Origin of the sequence: Candidatus Megaera venefica (genome assembly GCF_034554655.1) — a bacterium.
Classification (GTDB): domain Bacteria; phylum Pseudomonadota; class Alphaproteobacteria; order Rickettsiales; family Rickettsiaceae; genus Megaera_A; species Megaera_A venefica.
The window spans coordinates 1-16922 of record NZ_JARJFB010000016.1; the positions used below are offsets into that span (position 1 = coordinate 1).

The 16922-nt window shown below is 36.0% G+C and carries 11 protein-coding genes and 1 other RNA gene; 7 read left to right on the plus strand and 5 right to left on the minus strand.

The window, feature by feature from the left end; translation table 11 throughout:
- From Megvenef_RS01900 to gmk, 3 genes are all read right to left on the minus strand, one after another.
- Window positions 1-328: transposase (locus tag Megvenef_RS01900; RefSeq protein WP_322776313.1), on the minus strand; the 328-nt coding region annotated here is incomplete at its 3' end.
- A 175-nt stretch (window positions 329-503) separates the two neighbouring features.
- Window positions 504-1736, minus strand: a complete 1233-nt coding sequence (locus tag Megvenef_RS01905) for an MFS transporter (protein WP_322776314.1) — start codon at window positions 1734-1736, stop codon at window positions 504-506.
- Complete coding sequence (gmk, locus tag Megvenef_RS01910; RefSeq protein WP_322776315.1) at window positions 1723-2298, minus strand: guanylate kinase; 576 nt, start codon at window positions 2296-2298, stop codon at window positions 1723-1725. The genes Megvenef_RS01905 and gmk overlap by 14 nt, the downstream gene beginning before the upstream one ends.
- 42 nt (window positions 2299-2340) lie before the next feature.
- Between gmk and Megvenef_RS01915 the strand changes: the two genes are divergently transcribed.
- The 5 genes from Megvenef_RS01915 (at window position 2341) to Megvenef_RS01935 (ending at window position 10742) form a co-directional block, all read left to right on the plus strand.
- On the plus strand, window positions 2341-3129 hold the full coding sequence (locus Megvenef_RS01915) for an SDR family NAD(P)-dependent oxidoreductase (protein ID WP_322776316.1): 789 nt from the start codon (window positions 2341-2343) through the stop codon (window positions 3127-3129).
- 375 nt (window positions 3130-3504) lie between these two features.
- Window positions 3505-4065, plus strand: coding sequence for an outer membrane beta-barrel protein (locus Megvenef_RS01920; RefSeq protein WP_322776317.1), 561 nt, complete (start codon window positions 3505-3507; stop codon window positions 4063-4065).
- 238 nt (window positions 4066-4303) lie between these two features.
- On the plus strand, window positions 4304-4876 hold the full coding sequence (locus Megvenef_RS01925; protein ID WP_322776318.1) for an outer membrane protein: 573 nt from the start codon (window positions 4304-4306) through the stop codon (window positions 4874-4876).
- Window positions 4877-5375: 499 nt separating this feature from the next.
- Window positions 5376-7808: a VirB4 family type IV secretion/conjugal transfer ATPase gene (locus Megvenef_RS01930; RefSeq protein ID WP_322776319.1), complete on the plus strand. Its 2433-nt coding sequence runs from the start codon at window positions 5376-5378 to the stop codon at window positions 7806-7808.
- Between the two features lie 66 nt (window positions 7809-7874).
- Window positions 7875-10742 (plus strand): hypothetical protein, encoded by a 2868-nt coding sequence (locus Megvenef_RS01935; protein WP_322776320.1) that lies wholly within the window; start codon window positions 7875-7877, stop codon window positions 10740-10742.
- A gap of 149 nt (window positions 10743-10891) precedes the next feature.
- On the opposite strand, the gene Megvenef_RS01940 is transcribed toward Megvenef_RS01935, so the two are convergent.
- Together Megvenef_RS01940 and rnpB are read right to left on the minus strand one after the other, a co-directional pair.
- Entirely contained in the window at window positions 10892-11563 is a 672-nt protein-coding gene (locus tag Megvenef_RS01940; protein ID WP_322776321.1) for a glutathione S-transferase family protein, read from the minus strand.
- Window positions 11564-11745: 182 nt separating this feature from the next.
- Window positions 11746-12325: RNase P RNA component class A (gene rnpB / locus Megvenef_RS01945), an RNA gene on the minus strand.
- A gap of 216 nt (window positions 12326-12541) precedes the next feature.
- Here rnpB and Megvenef_RS01950 point away from each other — a divergent pair.
- Entirely contained in the window at window positions 12542-16462 is a 3921-nt protein-coding gene (locus Megvenef_RS01950; RefSeq protein ID WP_322776322.1) for a hypothetical protein, read from the plus strand.
- Between the two features lie 132 nt (window positions 16463-16594).
- A partial coding sequence (locus Megvenef_RS01955; protein ID WP_322776028.1) for a transposase occupies window positions 16595-16922 on the plus strand: 328 nt, incomplete at its 3' end.

Here is a 16922-nt window from a genome sequence, read left to right on the forward strand (position 1 = left end):
CTTCAGACACATTAAGATCTTGCTGCAAATATTCATAACCACAAAAATATTGCCAATAAATATTTTCCTTTAGCTCTTGCTCAGTAAACGAATCAGAACCGTTGTACATAGCTTGAAGCATTGATAGTGCTAGCATTACTCTATGATCTTTCTTATTTCTACCAAATTGCTTGATTTCAATGTTAGGCAATGCTCTGGCTTCAAGTTCAGACCAATTTACTAAATCCCTTAGTTTATATAACTTGTTTTTAGGATTTAGTTTTGTAGATAATTTCTCTTCAAATAACCTTTCTTGTTTTTGGAGAAAAGTAATATTTTCTATAGGCATAATTTTAAAATCCGTAAGCTTTATGCGGTAATTATACCATTTTCTTATGGATTTTGTAAGCTGTTTATGACATGAAACCCCTTGTTAATTCAGGCGGGGAGAGTTTTGACGGAGGGACTTTATCAAGCCAAGGTTATTTATTTCTTCGCAAATCGATCATGTATCTTGTGTTTTATTACTGATGTTTACTGAAGATCCGCATTGCAAAATATGAGATTACGGTGAAGAAAATTATATAAAAGACTGGGAATAAATTAAAGTCAAAATTTTTCATGAAGTACAAGCAAATATAGTTTGCTGTTCCAGACATCAGTAGAGATCCGGTTGTGTGTCCAAGGCTCACTCCTCGATATCGTTCATTGGCTCTAAAAGCTTTTATAATCACACCGTGTGCTAAAGCATTAAACGGAGCGACTGATACTGCTATCAACATGCAAGAAATTAGAGCTAAATTCAAAAGCTGGGAACGTATTGCTATCATTAACAATATGCAGGCAATTATAGTAGATATCAAACTGCATTTGACAACGATATTTCTACCAAAACGATCAGCTAAAAGCCCAGAGATAGGCATAGCTATGCCAAATCCAATTACTATCATAACTGAAAAGGCGCTAATTATGTTGCTACTATTTGGAATGACAAGTGGCAAGTATTGTTTCATGAAAATAACGGTTACTTGGTAAGTTACACCAAACCCGCCAGATAAAACGATAACCCAACACAAAACAAACCATTGTTTCTTAATAAATTTGAGTAAGCTAAAAAACTCTATTTTTTGAGTTTGTGATTCAATAAATACTGGAGTTTCTTCTAAAAATTTCCTGTAGTGCAAAGTAATAAGTGCAAGAGGAAGCGACAATAAAAATGGTATCCTCCATGCCCATTCGGGAAATACTGATGAATTAAATAAGTTAGTTGTGGCAATGCCAAGAAGAAGTCCAGCAACACCTGCCGAGCGGGTGAGGGCTGAGGCGGTATAGTGGTGTTTTCCTCCGATATGTTCGATAACATATATAGCAGCGCCGTCATATTCACCTGCTACAAAAAACCCTTGAAAGAATCTACATAATACTAATATCTGGGTGGTAATGACGCCGATTGAGTTATATTCAGGAAGGATACCTATTATTAATGTCGGTATGGCAATACCTATCATGGTAATTCTTAGAGAAAATCGGCGACCATATTTGTCTCCAATTCGACTAAAAAATATAGAGCCTAATGGTTTTGCCAAATATGACAGGGAATAAATAGCAAAGACGTACATAAGGCTTGAAACTTTGTCAACCCCTGGAAAGAATTTTTCAGCAATAATGCCAGCTGAAAATCCATAAAGGCTGTAATCATAGTATTCAACTATTGTTCCTAAAAATGCTCCAGTTACTTTTTTCTTATTTTGAGTCATATATTTTTTTATTACGTTCGGCTAAGATTATAGCTCTGATTTCTTCTATTGCTTGATCAAAGCTATCATTTATTATTATATAGTCATAATTTTTAGCGTGCTCAATTTCTGATTGTGCTTTCTCAAGTCTCAACTCAATTACATTTTGTTCGTCCTGTCCTCGATCTATCATCCTTTTTCGTAATGTTTCCATATCAGGGGGGAGAATAAATATACTAACAACTTGAGCTTTTGCATTATTTATTATTTGATAAGCTCCTTGAAAATCTATATCAAATAAAACATCTCTACCTTCTAGTAGTTTTTTTTCGACAAAATCTCTTGGAGTGCCGTAAAAATTACCATAAATTTCTGCTGATTCAAGATAATGTATTTTTTTAAAATCATCCTTTGTTTTAAAAAAATAATGCTCTCCATCAACTTCTCCAGGCCTTGGTTGTCTTGTTGTTGCAGAAATTGAGAGCACCAAATTTGCATCAGTTTCAAGGAGTTTTTTGGCAATAGAAGATTTACCGCATCCTGATGGTGCAGATAGAATAATTATCATTGCATTGCTTTGCATATATTTGTATCAATGTGATATTATGATTTGTGAGCAAGTATAATGACTAGAGAGAAAAAAACAATAATTATTACTGGTGCTTCAAGTGGTTTGGGTGCGGCATTAGCGGCTAAATATTCACAAAAGGGCCATAGGTTATTTTTGTTAGCTAGATCAAAGGAAAGATTAGATGCTGTTGCTAAGATATGCATAGCTAATGGAGCAGAAGCTTATGTCCTTAGCGTTGATGTTACTAATTCTGCTGAAATGGAAAAGCAACTAAACGAGATAGCTTATCAGTATGGTATTGATATCGTGATTGCCTGTGCTGGAGTTTCGGCTGGAACTTTGGATGGGCCCGAAACGGCAAGCCAGGTCAGGAAGATTTTTGCAACTAATGTTAATGGGGTAATAAATACTGTGTTACCGGTTATTCCTCATATGATAGAGAGGAGAAGTGGTAATGTTGTTATTGTTAGTTCCATGGCGGGATTTTTAGGCTTATCTAGCGCGCCATCATATTCTGCTAGTAAGGGGGCAGTTCGTCTGCTTAGTGAAGCCCTGAGAGGATACCTAAGAGTTTGGGGTATATATGTGACTACAGTGATTCCAGGTTACGTTAAAACTCCGATGACAAGTGTCAATAGTTTTCCTATGCCATTTATGACCACTGCAGAAGAGGCTGCAGAAAAAATAGTTAACGCCGTTGAAAAAAATAAAGATGTTGTAGCGTTTCCTTTTGGGATGCAATTTTGTATAAAGTTACTAACTATGCTTCCGTCATTTATTTTTACTTGGATTAATTCAAAGTTACCAGGTAAGCCAGCCTTTGAGAAGGATAACAACCTTTGAATTTGAGTATGTGATTTTTAATAATATAGAAGCTATTCTGAACGCTAACGGAACTATTCCGTACTGAACACTTGCTTCAGGATGACAGGAAACGAAAGAAGATACCGGATCAAGTCTGATATGACGGGTAATATGTGGGAGCGGTCATCCTGAATTTATTTCAGGATCTCATGAGGTTGAAGAAAATGCTGGGTTGAAAGGTGGCAAAGACCAATAAATTCAGGATGATTTTCTCTACTGTTGGGAGTTATCATAGTTGTTGGGCAATCCCTTTTGAGAAAGCTGTTTTATTTTATATTGCAAACAAGATTCAGGATGACTTTCTTTTGGGCATTGATTATAGTATTGCTTTAGAACAAATACACAAAGAAAATTATGAAAAAACTCTTGCTGACTACTGTAACACTATTAATATTCTCTGCTTTTTCTGCCGCAGCTGCTGATAGTAATTTTTTTATAAAAGCTAATGCTGGAATTTCAAAGCTAAATAAAACTGGTAAATTTAAGTCGGATAACTCTTCGTTTGTTGGGGCTGGTGTTGGGTATAACATAATGGACAATGTAAGGGCTGATTTTATGTTTGATCATTTTATTAGTCCAACCTTTAAGACACAAGGCGCTAAAACAAAAGCAGAGATCAATACATTTTTGTTAAATGGATATATTGACTTATTTGATATAAGTATTACAAAAATGTTTGTTGGTGCTGGCACCGGTATTGCGCGAGTAAAAACTAAGAGCATTAATTCTGTTAGCGCTAAATCAAAACCAGGTAATAATTTTAGCTATGCTGCTTATATTGGGGTGTCCACGGAGTTTGCCCCATCTTTTCATGGTGAATTAGTCTATAGTTGGAGAGATTTTGCTGTACAAAAGGATAACAACTTGGGTCTGAAAGGCCATCACGTTGCAGTTGGAATTAGATTTGATGTATAATGATTAAAATCGGGTAACTACTTGTGTCTTTGAGGAGAGAAGTTACTGCCTAGTATCTTTTTATTGTGTTATTTATGTTATACAGCAAATTTTTGTACCCTATTATAAGTTTCCTGTGACTTGTTATGTTGCGAAACTTTATGTTATTATCCAAATCAGTTGGTCGTGGGCAGATAAATGTAACTTTTAGGTTTCTGTACGCGTCTCTGTGGCTAAATAAATTTTTTAAGGTATTCTTATGAGAAAAATTCTACTTACAACAGCAGCAGCTGTAATTCTTTCAACTTCTTCTGTATATGCAGCAGAAGATATGTTTTATGTAAAAGCTAATGTTGGTTGGTCAAAACTAACTAAGATTAAAGGAATGAAATCTAAAAACGATGTATTCTTTGGTGTTGGTGCTGGTTATTACGTAATGGACAATGCAAGAGTTGATCTTACTTTCGACCATTTTGTTAACCCAACCCATAAAAAAGCTAATGCCAAGCTAAAAGGTGATGTTAACACATTGTTGTTAAATGGTTATGTTGATTTATTCGATGTTGATGCTTTTAAAGTATTTGTTGGTGCTGGTGTTGGTGCTGGTCAAGTTAAATCAAAGTATACTGTTGCTAACACTAGTATAACACTAAAACAAAAAACTAATTTAGCTTTTGCTGGTTATGTTGGTGGATCATATGAGTTTACACCTGGTGTAAGCGGTGAGCTAACTTACAGCTATAGAGATATGGGCAAAACAAAGAAAGTTCTAGGTGAGTCTGCTCATTACAAAGGTCACCACGTTGGTGCTGGTGTAAGATTTGATATCTAATACTTGGACTTAAAAGAAGATTGAGTTAAAAAGGAGGCCGTTAGGTCTCCTTTTTTTATATATAGACTGGATTCTTTGATGATAAGATTTATACTGGGCTTGATCCGGTAATCTCCCTCTGTTACACCAGATTTTGGACCAGAGAGAGGGCGCAAGCTTCAATCAAATGCAGAATGACGGTGCATGGTCAGTGCGTGTAACTCTCCTAGTACAAAATATACGGCTCTATTCCAGAGTAGTGTACGTGCTTAACATACATCTTATGATAAAGATTATTACAGTTCGTAGGAGTGTTGTTTACGTTCGTTAGTAATATTTCTTATTAGTCAAGTTCGAGTTAAATTTATAGTATCTAACTTGTAACAACCAATTGTATAATTAAGCCTTTTTACTACTTGAAGTCTTTCTTGAGGAGGAGGTTGCTGGCATAATGAATTCTTGTAGTTTATATCTGTAGATATAAAGCAAAGCCGCCATTTGATAATAGGAAGGTGTATTCGTGTCAGCAGATAAATCCCATGATAGTCAATTATATAATAATTCGTCTGGGGATTTTATTCCAGTTGCCGCTCATTTTAATGAAAATACGCTGATTACAAAAAATGGTGAGTTGCTTCAAACTATTCAAATTAATGGAGTTAATTCAGAGAAAATAAGTAATAACTTATTTAATCTTAGAGCCATGGTACGGAAATCTATAAGTGAGTCCACTGATAGTGGAAAATATGCTTTTTGGATTCACACAATTAGAAGAAAGGCAGACCTTGATGATCCTGCAGATTACTATGGCTTTTTATCTGCTAATATCCATGATATTTGGCGGCGTAAAAACTACTGGCATGATAAATTTGTAAATAGACTATATATTACAGTAGTTCATGATTCTCCTGAATTAAAGCTAAAGAATTTTAATTCATTGGTAAATTCCCTTTCGTCGAAAATCATTAGTAATTTTGAAGAAAAGTTTTTTGAAAAAGCTGCCCAAGATTTAGCTAAAAATGTAGATAGTTTGCTACAGGGGTTAAGCGAGTATGGTGCGCAAAGGTTAGGTATTAGAATCGAAGGAGAAGAATGCTATTCTGATATGATGTTCTTATATAGGCGGATAATGCAGTTAAATGAAAATGATTGTTTAATGCCAATATCAGATATTTCTCAAGCACTAGCATCTCATCAATATGCTGTTGGTAGTGATAAGATTGAAGTAATAGGTGATGAGGGAAAGAAATTTGCGGCGTTGATGTCAATTAAAGAATATCAAGAAGTTTCGTCTGAAGCGTTAGACAAGTTTTTGCAAATTCCTGTGGAAATGGTTGCAACAGAAGTATTTTATTTCGTAGATAAAAAAGAGGTTATGCCGGTTTATGAGAATCAAAATTACATTCTGGGAGTAAGTAAAGATAGCGAACTTCGAAAACTTAAAGGTTTGGATAAAATTTTTGATGAGCAAAATGTTGGTTCCGCTAGGTTTTGTTATCAACAAATTTCATTTATGGTAATCGGTGAAGACTTGAAAATGCTTGATAAACAAGTTAATCAGGCGTCAGAAGCGCTAGCAAAAATTGGTATTGTGCATGTACGGGAAGATGTTAACCTAGAGAAAACGTTTTGGGCACAGCTTCCTGCAAATTTTACATTTCTTGCGAGAATGAAGCCCACCATTGTTGACAATACAGCAGCTTTGGCATCCCTGCATAATTTTCCAACTGGCAATCAGTTTAGCCCTTGGGGGCGAGCGGTTACTATACTTAGAACAGAACGTGGCACTCCATATTTTATGAATTTTCACGATAAAAATGAAAATACAACAACATGTATTTTTGGAGACAAGAAATCTGGAAGAACTACTTTGCTAAATTTCTTGTTATCTGAGGCAGATAAGTATATGCCTACGACACTGTATATTATGGATGATATGGATTCTGGTTTATATGTGAAAGCACGGGGAGGGCAGTGGTTTCAAAGGGATAAAAATATTATTAACCCTCTACTTTGTAGTGATACTTCTGGGAATAGGCAATATTTATTAGAATTTTTTAAGATAATTGCCAAGCATTATTTTGATCCATTAAAGGAAGTTGAACTTGCTTCCCTAAAATTACTATGTGACTTAGTTTTTCAGACTCCTATGGAGCAGCGAAAACTATCTGCAATTATATCTACAATTAAAGATCAAGAACTTCTTGTCAATAGGTTTAGTGCTTATCTTGAAGGTGGTGTATATTATGAAGTTTTTGAAAGAAAAGAGCCATTACTATTCCATCAAGGACAAGTAACAGCAATTAATTTACAAGATTTTGATGATGCTGAATATACTAAAAATCATTTTCCAAAGGAAAAAAAGCTAATTGAACAATTTGAATACGACCTAAATTCAAGGAGAGCGGTTAAAGCTGCTATAGTTTTAGCGGCTCAAAATATGATGCAGAATGTTGATGCTGGACCAAAAATATTTGCTGTAGATAACTTTGCTGAATTAGTAAATCTCAAATATTATCAGCACTTGCTAACATACATGTCGGAGGAAATGTCTGCAATTAATGGAGTATCAGTGTTTACAATAAATACTCATACTCTCGTTTCGCTCGAAGAGGAAAAAACATCTCAGAATTGGGTTAGAAATGTGGGTACAAGCTTCATTCTTCCTTCCGAAGTTTCTGTAACCGGACTTGACAAAATACTTGGCCTTGAACCTATAGAATTGAGAAAATTATCAAATATGACAGTTTCTTCTCGTATGTTCTTAATAAGGCAAGATAAAAAAACTATTGCTTCTGAATTAAGTATTGGTGGGTTGCCAGCTCTTATGAGAATTTTATGTTCTGGGGATAGAGAGATAGATATTTATAAAGAAGTGGTAAAAGAATTTGGAGATAAGAAGCCTGAAGATTGGGTTGAGGCTCTATATTCAGAGCTAGAAAATATTATGTGATCTTGTCTAATACAAAAGTTGAGGTAATTAAATTGGTATTTAAGAAGGCCATGAGGTGATAATTTAGTGATAAAAAAAATAGCGTTATTTTTACTGTTTTTTTGCTATTGTCCGGTTGCTTTGGCGAGTGCTTGGGATGCATTTACGGCGTGCTTTAACGATTTTTGTAATTGTGGTGATAGTAACGCAACCATAAGGGAACCTTGGAACGACGAGGATCGTGACCCCTTCAAGAGAAACAGAGTCTGTGCTCCATGGAATAAAGATGGTGGGCGCGATGAGCATACTTGCCTTCTAAAAGAGCCATTCCCTGGTAACAACATCGGGTATTATGAAAATTTGTGCGGCGAGGAAACCCCAGATAGCACGTATTTCGAACCTAAAATAAGAGTTAGGGGGCAGCAATGTAACTTTATTGCATGTTGGACAAGCAGTGATACATTAAGTTGGGATGGTCAATGTGTTACTCTTGTAGGAGGCTATGTTTTCCCTTTGCATCGTATGTGCGCCAGGGTTGCTATGCCGGCTGATTTAGATCGAGGTTTTGCTCAGGATCCTGGATATACTTATGGCAAGCATTTAAATTTTGAAGGGGCAACAAAAGATGATGACCCAATAGTCACTGTGGATGGAGAGACAATAATTCTTGAGTCTCCAAAGCTATGTTTATACAAAGATCCTGCATTTTTTAGTGCCGAAGATGGATTTGATGTTATGGATCTTGATCCTCATAAGCAGTCATATCATAAAACAGCTGAAACACATCCAGTTGTTAGGGTCATTATCTTTTTTATTGATAATATTTCTACATTTGCACAATCTCCATTTACTTTGCTTTCCTCATTGTTTGGTTTAATGGATGACGGAGAGGAAGGGGAAACAACGTTTGGCTCTGTAATGAGCGATATATTTTCTTTTTTAGGAAAAATTATTGAATGGGTAGGAGAGCTAATTATTGATTTTCTGAAAGAAATTGGCCAAATAAACAGAGCGGTGGATGATAAGGTTTATGGATGTGTGAATTTACCAATGGGACCATTCCCACCGCCATATTGTGAATCAGTTGCTCCATTTTTCCAAGTTGCGAATACTCAATATATTTGCCATATAGGGGAAGATGGGGTACCTATTCAGTCCACATCAGATAAAGAGTGTGTAGTTTCTAGTTTAAGAAATAACTATGTTCACAATAGTATAAGGGTTGGCTACGATAATTTTGTTCCACTTTGTGCAAATGGAGAAGATCCAATGACAACAGATAAATGCGTTGTAATTGAAAATTTAGGTGCATTTTCTTCAGCTTCAGGTTTGCATGCTACTACTGCACGGAGAGATATAATCAAACCATGTTCTACGGCAGCTAGTGGGGCACCTTGTGTGCAGAGTATGAGACAACATAGTTGTAGTGTTAGCAGTAATGGTTGCCAGGATGGTTTTAGAATAGTGTATGCTACGACAGTTGGTGGTGTTGTATCAGCAAAATCTTATTTTAGAGATGATATTGATGACTGTCCAAGCTCAACGACTGCAACTTGCCAGAAAATATGGGGTATAAATACTGGTGAATTCGTAGATAAAAAGGTTGCATTTGCTCCAATTCAAACAAGCTATAGCACGTCTCCGTTAACTGCAAATTTTACGTTGGTGGATAAATCTTCTAGGGAAGCTTATTTTACAGCTTCGATGGTAAGAATTTCTGGTTTTAATTCGCAATATGGCTTTAGCCAAGAACCTAATCAATTTTGTGTATTTGAAGGAGACAATGTTGTAGGTTGCCAAGATAGAGCCCCTGCGCCTAAACCTTTAATTTATGAATGTGGAGGTGGTAGCGTACCAGGGATTACTTGCACATCAACTTATTTTGCTCCAAAATTCATTGTTTCATATAATTCAATTTATAGAAACAGTGAAGATCCTTTAGATACTAGTACAGATTCAACTGCAGCTCTAATTGAGCCATTATCTGTGTATAACGATTCTGGTTCGATTAGTACGGTGGTAAATTTAGCCGGAGATGAATTTGAATCTTTTGTAACAGATGACACGTTTAATGTAAAACCATTTTCGGGCCCAAATTCACCTAATCCTTCTAGTATATTTGGGGTATATCAAAATAATATAATGCCCCTAGTAGGCACTACTGTCAATCAAGATGCGGTATATATAAGTGGCCTTGAATATGTTAATGGTAAATATCATTTAGGGGGTACGCATGCTTGTTTATCAAGTTCCAAGACATCCAAGTGTCCTGATAATCCTAAGTTATGTGTGTTAACAAAATTATTAAATAAAGATACGGTGAGATGTAGCGTTTTTGCTAGTAAGTCTGCAACTCAAGGAGGCTTAAGTTTATGCAGTTCTATCGAGACTACCACATGCCCGTCAATAGATTCAATAGCAAGAATAGGAGGAGGAACAGTTACGATAAGAAAATGTACTGATAATAAAAAATGTTATGACGGTACAGTTGAGCTTTGTAAGGTTAGTAATCTTGTTTCTGATAGAATTAATCCGGCTCCTAACTCTGAACCATATTTAGCTGATAGTCAATATTATGATACATCTGCTTCTTCTGGCTATGCTGGAAGCCCAGGTGGATTTGCAGTGAATTATGACACTGATCTTTACGGACTTAGGGATAAGACTGCTGTCGAGTTGGGCCTTTGTATCGGCGTTCCTCAGGGAACATGTTCTGAGCAAACAAATTATTCTGAAGATAATGGATATGCTTACTGGCCATCAGTGAATTCAGGTTTAACTTCAAACGGCACATGCCGGGCTGGTTGGTCTCCTGTTAGTCCGCTAGTTAGGAGATGTATACCATTTTCAGATTCTAAGACTTTTGGGCTTGAGCCGCTTTATAAAATTGTAAGGAATATATTTGGTACTCCAAGTAATGTATATGGCAACATAAAATGTAAAGAGGATGAGTAAGGCTATATTATAGTCATTGATCTGTGTGAATTGACTATATCGTGTGGTTATTCCGTTGTAACAAGTAAAACTTGTGCAACATGGCAAAAGTTACCGTTAATCAATGTGATTTACCCTATATACAAGTAAAATAATATTTTTACAATAAGCTAGAAATCTAAGTTTGAATAATCTTTTGGCGGATTAAAACCTGGGACTCTGTCTTGGAGAATAGGTTGAAAAGAAGGCCTAGATTTAATAACAGCATACCATTGTTTTATTAGCGTCCAGCTATCCCAGTTAACTTCTCCAAAATAATCTACAACAGATATATGAGCGGCAGCCGCGATATCAGCACAAGTTATTTTTTCTGAAATAATGTAAGAATTATTTTCTAGAGCTTGATTTAAAAATCTAAAATGCTGAGTTAAGTTTGCTTTAGCTGCTCTTATGAATGCAGTTCTAGGCTCGCCAGTGCGCATGAGTAAGCGAATCATTTTTTCTTCCAATAGAATCTTGCTTACCTCGCGGTAAAACTTATCATTAAACCAGCTAATATATTTTCTGACTTCCCCGCGTTCTATTGGTGATAATGGCATAAAATAGAAGTTTTCGTATGTTTCATTCATATACTCGATAATAGGGTAATTTCCAATTAGAGCACATTTATTTGAGTCAAGAGCAAGAACAGGAGTGGTACTAGAAGGGCTTATCAGCAAAAATTCAGGGCGACATTGCCAATAATCTTCTCTGATAAGATTAAACTCAATATTAAATTCTTTCAGGAGAATACGAATTTGCCTAGATAGTGGGCAGAGCTGATGATGATAAAGAGTTTGCATTTTTGTAATTATTTAGTCGTTTAAGTTGAGTTTGCGTATATTTCTACTGTATTTTTCCTTTTTAATACACACTAACTTATGTCTAAAACAGGTCGATATTTGGAGTGTTTGCAAATAATGTTAAAAACAAAAAACCATTTCTACAAATACATGATAACTCAATTTGAACGGCTATAAAATAAAAAAAGAGATGGTCTATAAGCCGGATTCTGTATAGCCTAAGCTATTGCAGTTATTTATCTAGGATAAGTGTTACCACTTACCTCAAGCAACCTACCCGCATGATATCTGGCTATAGACAGCCAGGAACAAAGTTCAATCATGCCTATTTGGTCTTGCTCCCGACGGGGTTTACATTTGCGTTCCCTGTTACCAAGGATACCGGTGCGCTCTTACCGCACCATTTCACCCTTACCTTACCAAGACCTGAAATCAAGCATACAGTTATATATTTGCCTTAGGCTTGTCTCTTTAAACTATATAAATATAGTTTTTGGAATCTTACCGTTCAAATACTATTTGCATATCTTAATTTTTACCTATCAATAGGTAAGCACTAAAGTACCGAGATTTTGGTTTATATCAAATGCCAAATACTTTCGCTTTGGTTTGATATTAAGGCGGTATAATTTCTGTTGCACTTTCCCTAGAAATGACCTCTCGTTCATTTCCGCTGGGTGTTACCCAGCATCGTGTCTATATGGAGTCCGGACTTTCCTCATGCTTGCTTTAACACAAGCATACAACTGCACGACCACCTCTGTAGGCATTTTATTAACTTTGTAGAGCTATGTCAATGGAAGTTATTAATATAAATTTATAACATCTCGCCACAGAGTTGACCCTTGATTTTGTTATGTAATAAAGCCTCAAAAAAGTTGGTTTTATTACAAAATAAGCACAAACTATCTATTTTTAATAAATAGGTAACTAATGATATATTAAAATATAAAGCTGAATATTAAGCAGGTGTCTGATATGAAGCTTTCTGAATACCAAAACCAAATTTACAAAAATAATAAGAATATCCTTGAGCTGTATGAAAAGAATTTAGTCCTTAAAAAGGCGGCTGCTAAAAGCATAAAGGATAAGGATGAAGTTACCGCTAAAAAATTAGGTGCTGAAATTCATCAAAACTCTTTAAAGGCTTCTGGTATTGAGGGTAGTAATATTACTTTAGCCAGTACGTTGGAACAAAGAAGATCTGTTCTAGATAAAAAGATTAATGACATAATACAGAAACCCTTAACGAAAGCTAGTCAGAAGGAATTGTCTGATGTGCGAGGAGAAATAGAGGCGCATAGTAAATTGGCTGCTCAGCACGAGAGAGAAGTGCAAAAAGAAGCACAAGCAAAAAAACAAAAACAAGCCGAAATTTATAAATCAGAAAAGACAAAGTTATATAGTAGTGCAAGCAATTTTATAGGAGATCCGGTTAGCCTTAATAATATTCTTACTCCTTTTGCCCAAAAAAAGGGAACAAAGGAATCAGTTGGCGTTGGAGATATGTTAAGTTCAGGGTTATCAGCGTTTGGCTTTGCACTTAAAAATGTAGGATCAGTTATTGATATTGCCGGCTCAACTTCTTTTTACAAGGAAGAGGCTGCTAAAATCCCAATGGGCAAAGGAGTGAAAGAAGAAGCTTCTTTTTTTCTTAAACTTTTAGATGACCCAGACTCTGTAGAATTTTTAAAAGCAAATAGTACCAAATTAGGTAATCTTGTAGAAACTATAGCTCCAACTCTTATTTCAGTTGGTATTAGAGAGCTATCAAAACTTCCCGAGCTCCAAGAGAGGCTGGTAGTTCATGAAAAGCAGCATGGTTTATTAACAAGCTTAGAAGCTAAATTAAAAAAATTACAAACTAACCTTACTCCAAATGAAATAGATAACCAGCAGATTGCCGAGCTTACAGAGCAGATTAGCAACAGGAAGATGCTTGAACAAAGAATCAGCCTTGCAAAAACAGTGGAAGCATTGGAAAAAGCTGGAATAACTGCGGAATATATCCAGAAAAAGTTACTACCAATAGCGATTAATCCACTTAAAGAAATATTGAAAAGTCCCCAAGATGTAATAGAAGTAGCCAATGCAAGCCTTGATATTATTTTAGAAAAAGACCCTAAAAAAACTCAAAAATCATTACAGTTTATTGCAAGTAAAATCGATTTTGGTGCGCTTATAGGTAGTAGTGGTCTACAAGAGTTTTTGGTTACGGATAGTGCTAACCTTGCTAAAATTGCAACTATTGTAATGGCTACTAATGAGAAGGTTAAAGATCAAGCAGATAAATTGGGTATTACCCCCGAAATAGTGGAGCAAGTTATACCGGCTGTAACTCAAATTGCTTCAGTTGCATTGGCAGACAGCAACAAATTAACAGAAGTATATAAAGAGATGGTTGCCTCTAATACTAAACTTTCAGATATTGCCCGTCAGGAAAAAGTACAAAAGGAGATTGATCGCTCAAGCTTAAGCGAGGAGCAAATTAAGGAGCTTGATGCACGAAATGAAATTCTTAAGAAACAAAAGAGTGAAATTTTATCAGAGATGGTTGGTTCGGCTAGTAAAGTAGTTTTGCAAGATAACTTCCTCAATAGCGTGCGTGATAACGTCTCTGGGTTACTAGATAAGAACCAAGTAGCAATTACTGAAATGGTTACGCATAGACTTGGAAAAATGGATGAGGAGAGTTTGCCTCGGCAAATACTAACTAATGTTAGCCCGGAATTTGCTAAAAATGTGACAGTGGCAGTTACTGGGTTGGTTAGCACAGTATTAAAAGAAACCTCGAATGAGCAAATTCAGAGCTTAGCTGCCAGTGGTCAAAGCCTTCTGACCGCATCAAAGGAAGAAAGATCAGCGGTTGTACAAGACCTTGCTAGTCAAGGAATGGCTATTTTAAATAACGAGAATGTTGTTAAATCAATAGGGCAGGTTGGCCAGTTGTTAACAACTGAGAAAGAGCAAGTCCAGCTTATCGTGGATAATGCACTCAAAACAGCCCCTGTTAAACAACAACTGGAGGAATTGGGTGTAGCGCCGTCGATGGTGCAAGGGTTAGTGCCGTTAGTTACGCAAGTCGGAGCAGAATTGCTTTCTGAGGCGAATGTTAAAAAAATCCCTGAAATATATAGTGTTTTTACTGAATTTACCGCAAGTGCAAGTAAAGAGAAAGCGCAAAAAAAGATTGATCGCTCAAGCTTAAGCGAGGAGCAAATTAAAGATCTTGACAAGCAGACTGAGGAACTTAGCAAGCAAAAGAACGTGGCGCTGTCAAAGTTAATTGGCTCGGCAACTGATATTGTCTTGCAAGATAATGTACTTAATAGCGTGCGTGATAATGTCTCTGACTTGTTAGATAAAAACCAAGTAGCAATTGGTGAGATGGTTACGCATAGACTTGGAAAAATGAATGAGGAGAGTTTGCCTCGGCAAGTGCTAGTCGGTGTTAGCCCGGAATTTGCTAAAAATGTGACAGGAGCAGTTACTGGGTTGGTTAGCACAGTATTAAAAGAAACCTCAAATGAGCAAATTCAGAGCTTAGCTGCCAGTGGTCAAAGTCTTCTTACTGCGACAAAGGAAGAAAGATCAGCGGTTGTACAAGACCTTGCTAGTCAAGGAATGGCTATCCTTGGTAATAGTCAGGTAGCAGACTCTCTTCAGAATGTTGGTACAACTTTAGTAAATTCAAGCGCTGATATTAGCAAGATCGCATTTAATGCTCTAGCAAATAGTCCACTTAAGGGTGTTATTACTAAAGAACAAATCCAAGATGCTGTACCAATAGTAACAAAGGCAGTTGGTGCGGTTTTAAATAGTAGCCAGGATATTGTAACGATTGCTACTAAATCTCAGGAACTATTATCTGGTCTAGATAAAACTACTGAAGGTTTGACACCTAAACAGGCGGGCTCTTTTGGTGCAATTATAGAGAGCTTAAGTAATGTAGTGAACCAACCTGGAATAACTGGTGCCTTAACAAAGGATCTGCCTGAATTCTTACAAAAGAATAAAGGCAATATTCCCGATATTGCAAGTAATATTGTAAAAAATATACCGGCTTTATCGACCCTTACAAAAGAGATGGGTGTTTCTGACGATTTAATTAGAGACTCGGCAAAATTAGGAACTGATTTGTTAATTGATGCGGCACCAATGGTTGATAAATTTGCTCGGGCAACCCTAAAAGAAAAGGATCAATTGGTTACTATAATTTCTGATGTAAGAGATTTAGCAAATGCTCCAAAAGAAAACCAAAAAGCAGCTGTGCTAAAAGTTGTTTCGAACGTAATCGCCTTAAAAGAAAGTAACGCAGATTTGAAAAATATTTTTGACAAAGAATTGCCTAATTTGTTAGAGAAGAACCAAGAGCAGCTAGCAAAAGTAATTGATGGGGTAATTCATACTAAAGCTGGACCTGGATTGAAACTAAAAACAGAAAAAATTATTAAACTAGTGGCAGATAATTTGCCAGCTGTTACTAAAATTGCAGATCTTTACAGCAAAGGTAAGTATGCCGCAATGTTCCCCGAAATTGTAAAATTAGCTTTTAAGAAAGATGTTTTGTCAACCGCTATAGGTACTTTGTCTAGGATTAAAAAACATACTGCAGAAAAGAAAAAAGAGGACTTAGCAAATGTTGTTGAAGAAACAATAAAAAAAGATGTAGATAAAGAACAATCTGGTCAGGCTTCTCAGAAAAAAGGTAGTAAGGCAGTAAGTGTTGGAGCTAGTAAAAAAACTAGTGCTAATGCAGGATCTAAAAAGACTGACCTTGAGCGCCTTGAGCATATTAAGGAAAAAATGGATAAGCATGTTAGCTCATCAGATAGATCCTCTACAATAATTTCAAAAGATAAGCGCAAAAAGTTAACGTCACAAGACAAGGTAAAATAGTGTGTACTTTACTAGTCCCTCCGTCAAAACTCTCCCCGCCTGAATTAACAAGGGGTTTCATGTCATAAACAGCTTACAAAATCCATAAGAAAATGGTATAATTACCGCATAAAGCTTACGGATTTTAAAATTATGCCTATAGAAAATATTACTTTTCTCCAAAAACAAGAAAGGTTATTTGAAGAGAAATTATCTACAAAACTAAATCCTAAAAACAAGTTATATAAACTAAGGGATTTAGTAAATTGGTCTGAACTTGAAGCCAGAGCATTGCCTAACATTGAAATCAAGCAATTTGGTAGAAATAAGAAAGATCATAGAGTAATGCTAGCACTATCAATGCTTCAAGCTATGTACAACGGTTCTGATTCGTTTACGGAGGAAGAGCTAAAGGAAAATATTTATTGGCAATATTTTTGTGGTTATGAATATTTGCAGCAAGATCTTGATGTGTCTGAAG

Coding starts and splice junctions, on each gene's coding strand:
- Megvenef_RS01905 (WP_322776314.1), bottom strand. CDS start 1,736: ATGACTCAAAATAAGAAAAAAGTAACTGGAGCATTTTTAGGAACAATA.
- gmk (WP_322776315.1), bottom strand. CDS start 2,298: ATGCAAAGCAATGCAATGATAATTATTCTATCTGCACCATCAGGATGC.
- Megvenef_RS01915 (WP_322776316.1), top strand. CDS start 2,341: ATGACTAGAGAGAAAAAAACAATAATTATTACTGGTGCTTCAAGTGGT.
- Megvenef_RS01920 (WP_322776317.1), top strand. CDS start 3,505: ATGAAAAAACTCTTGCTGACTACTGTAACACTATTAATATTCTCTGCT.
- Megvenef_RS01925 (WP_322776318.1), top strand. CDS start 4,304: ATGAGAAAAATTCTACTTACAACAGCAGCAGCTGTAATTCTTTCAACT.
- Megvenef_RS01940 (WP_322776321.1), bottom strand. CDS start 11,563: ATGCAAACTCTTTATCATCATCAGCTCTGCCCACTATCTAGGCAAATT.
- Megvenef_RS01950 (WP_322776322.1), top strand. CDS start 12,542: ATGAAGCTTTCTGAATACCAAAACCAAATTTACAAAAATAATAAGAAT.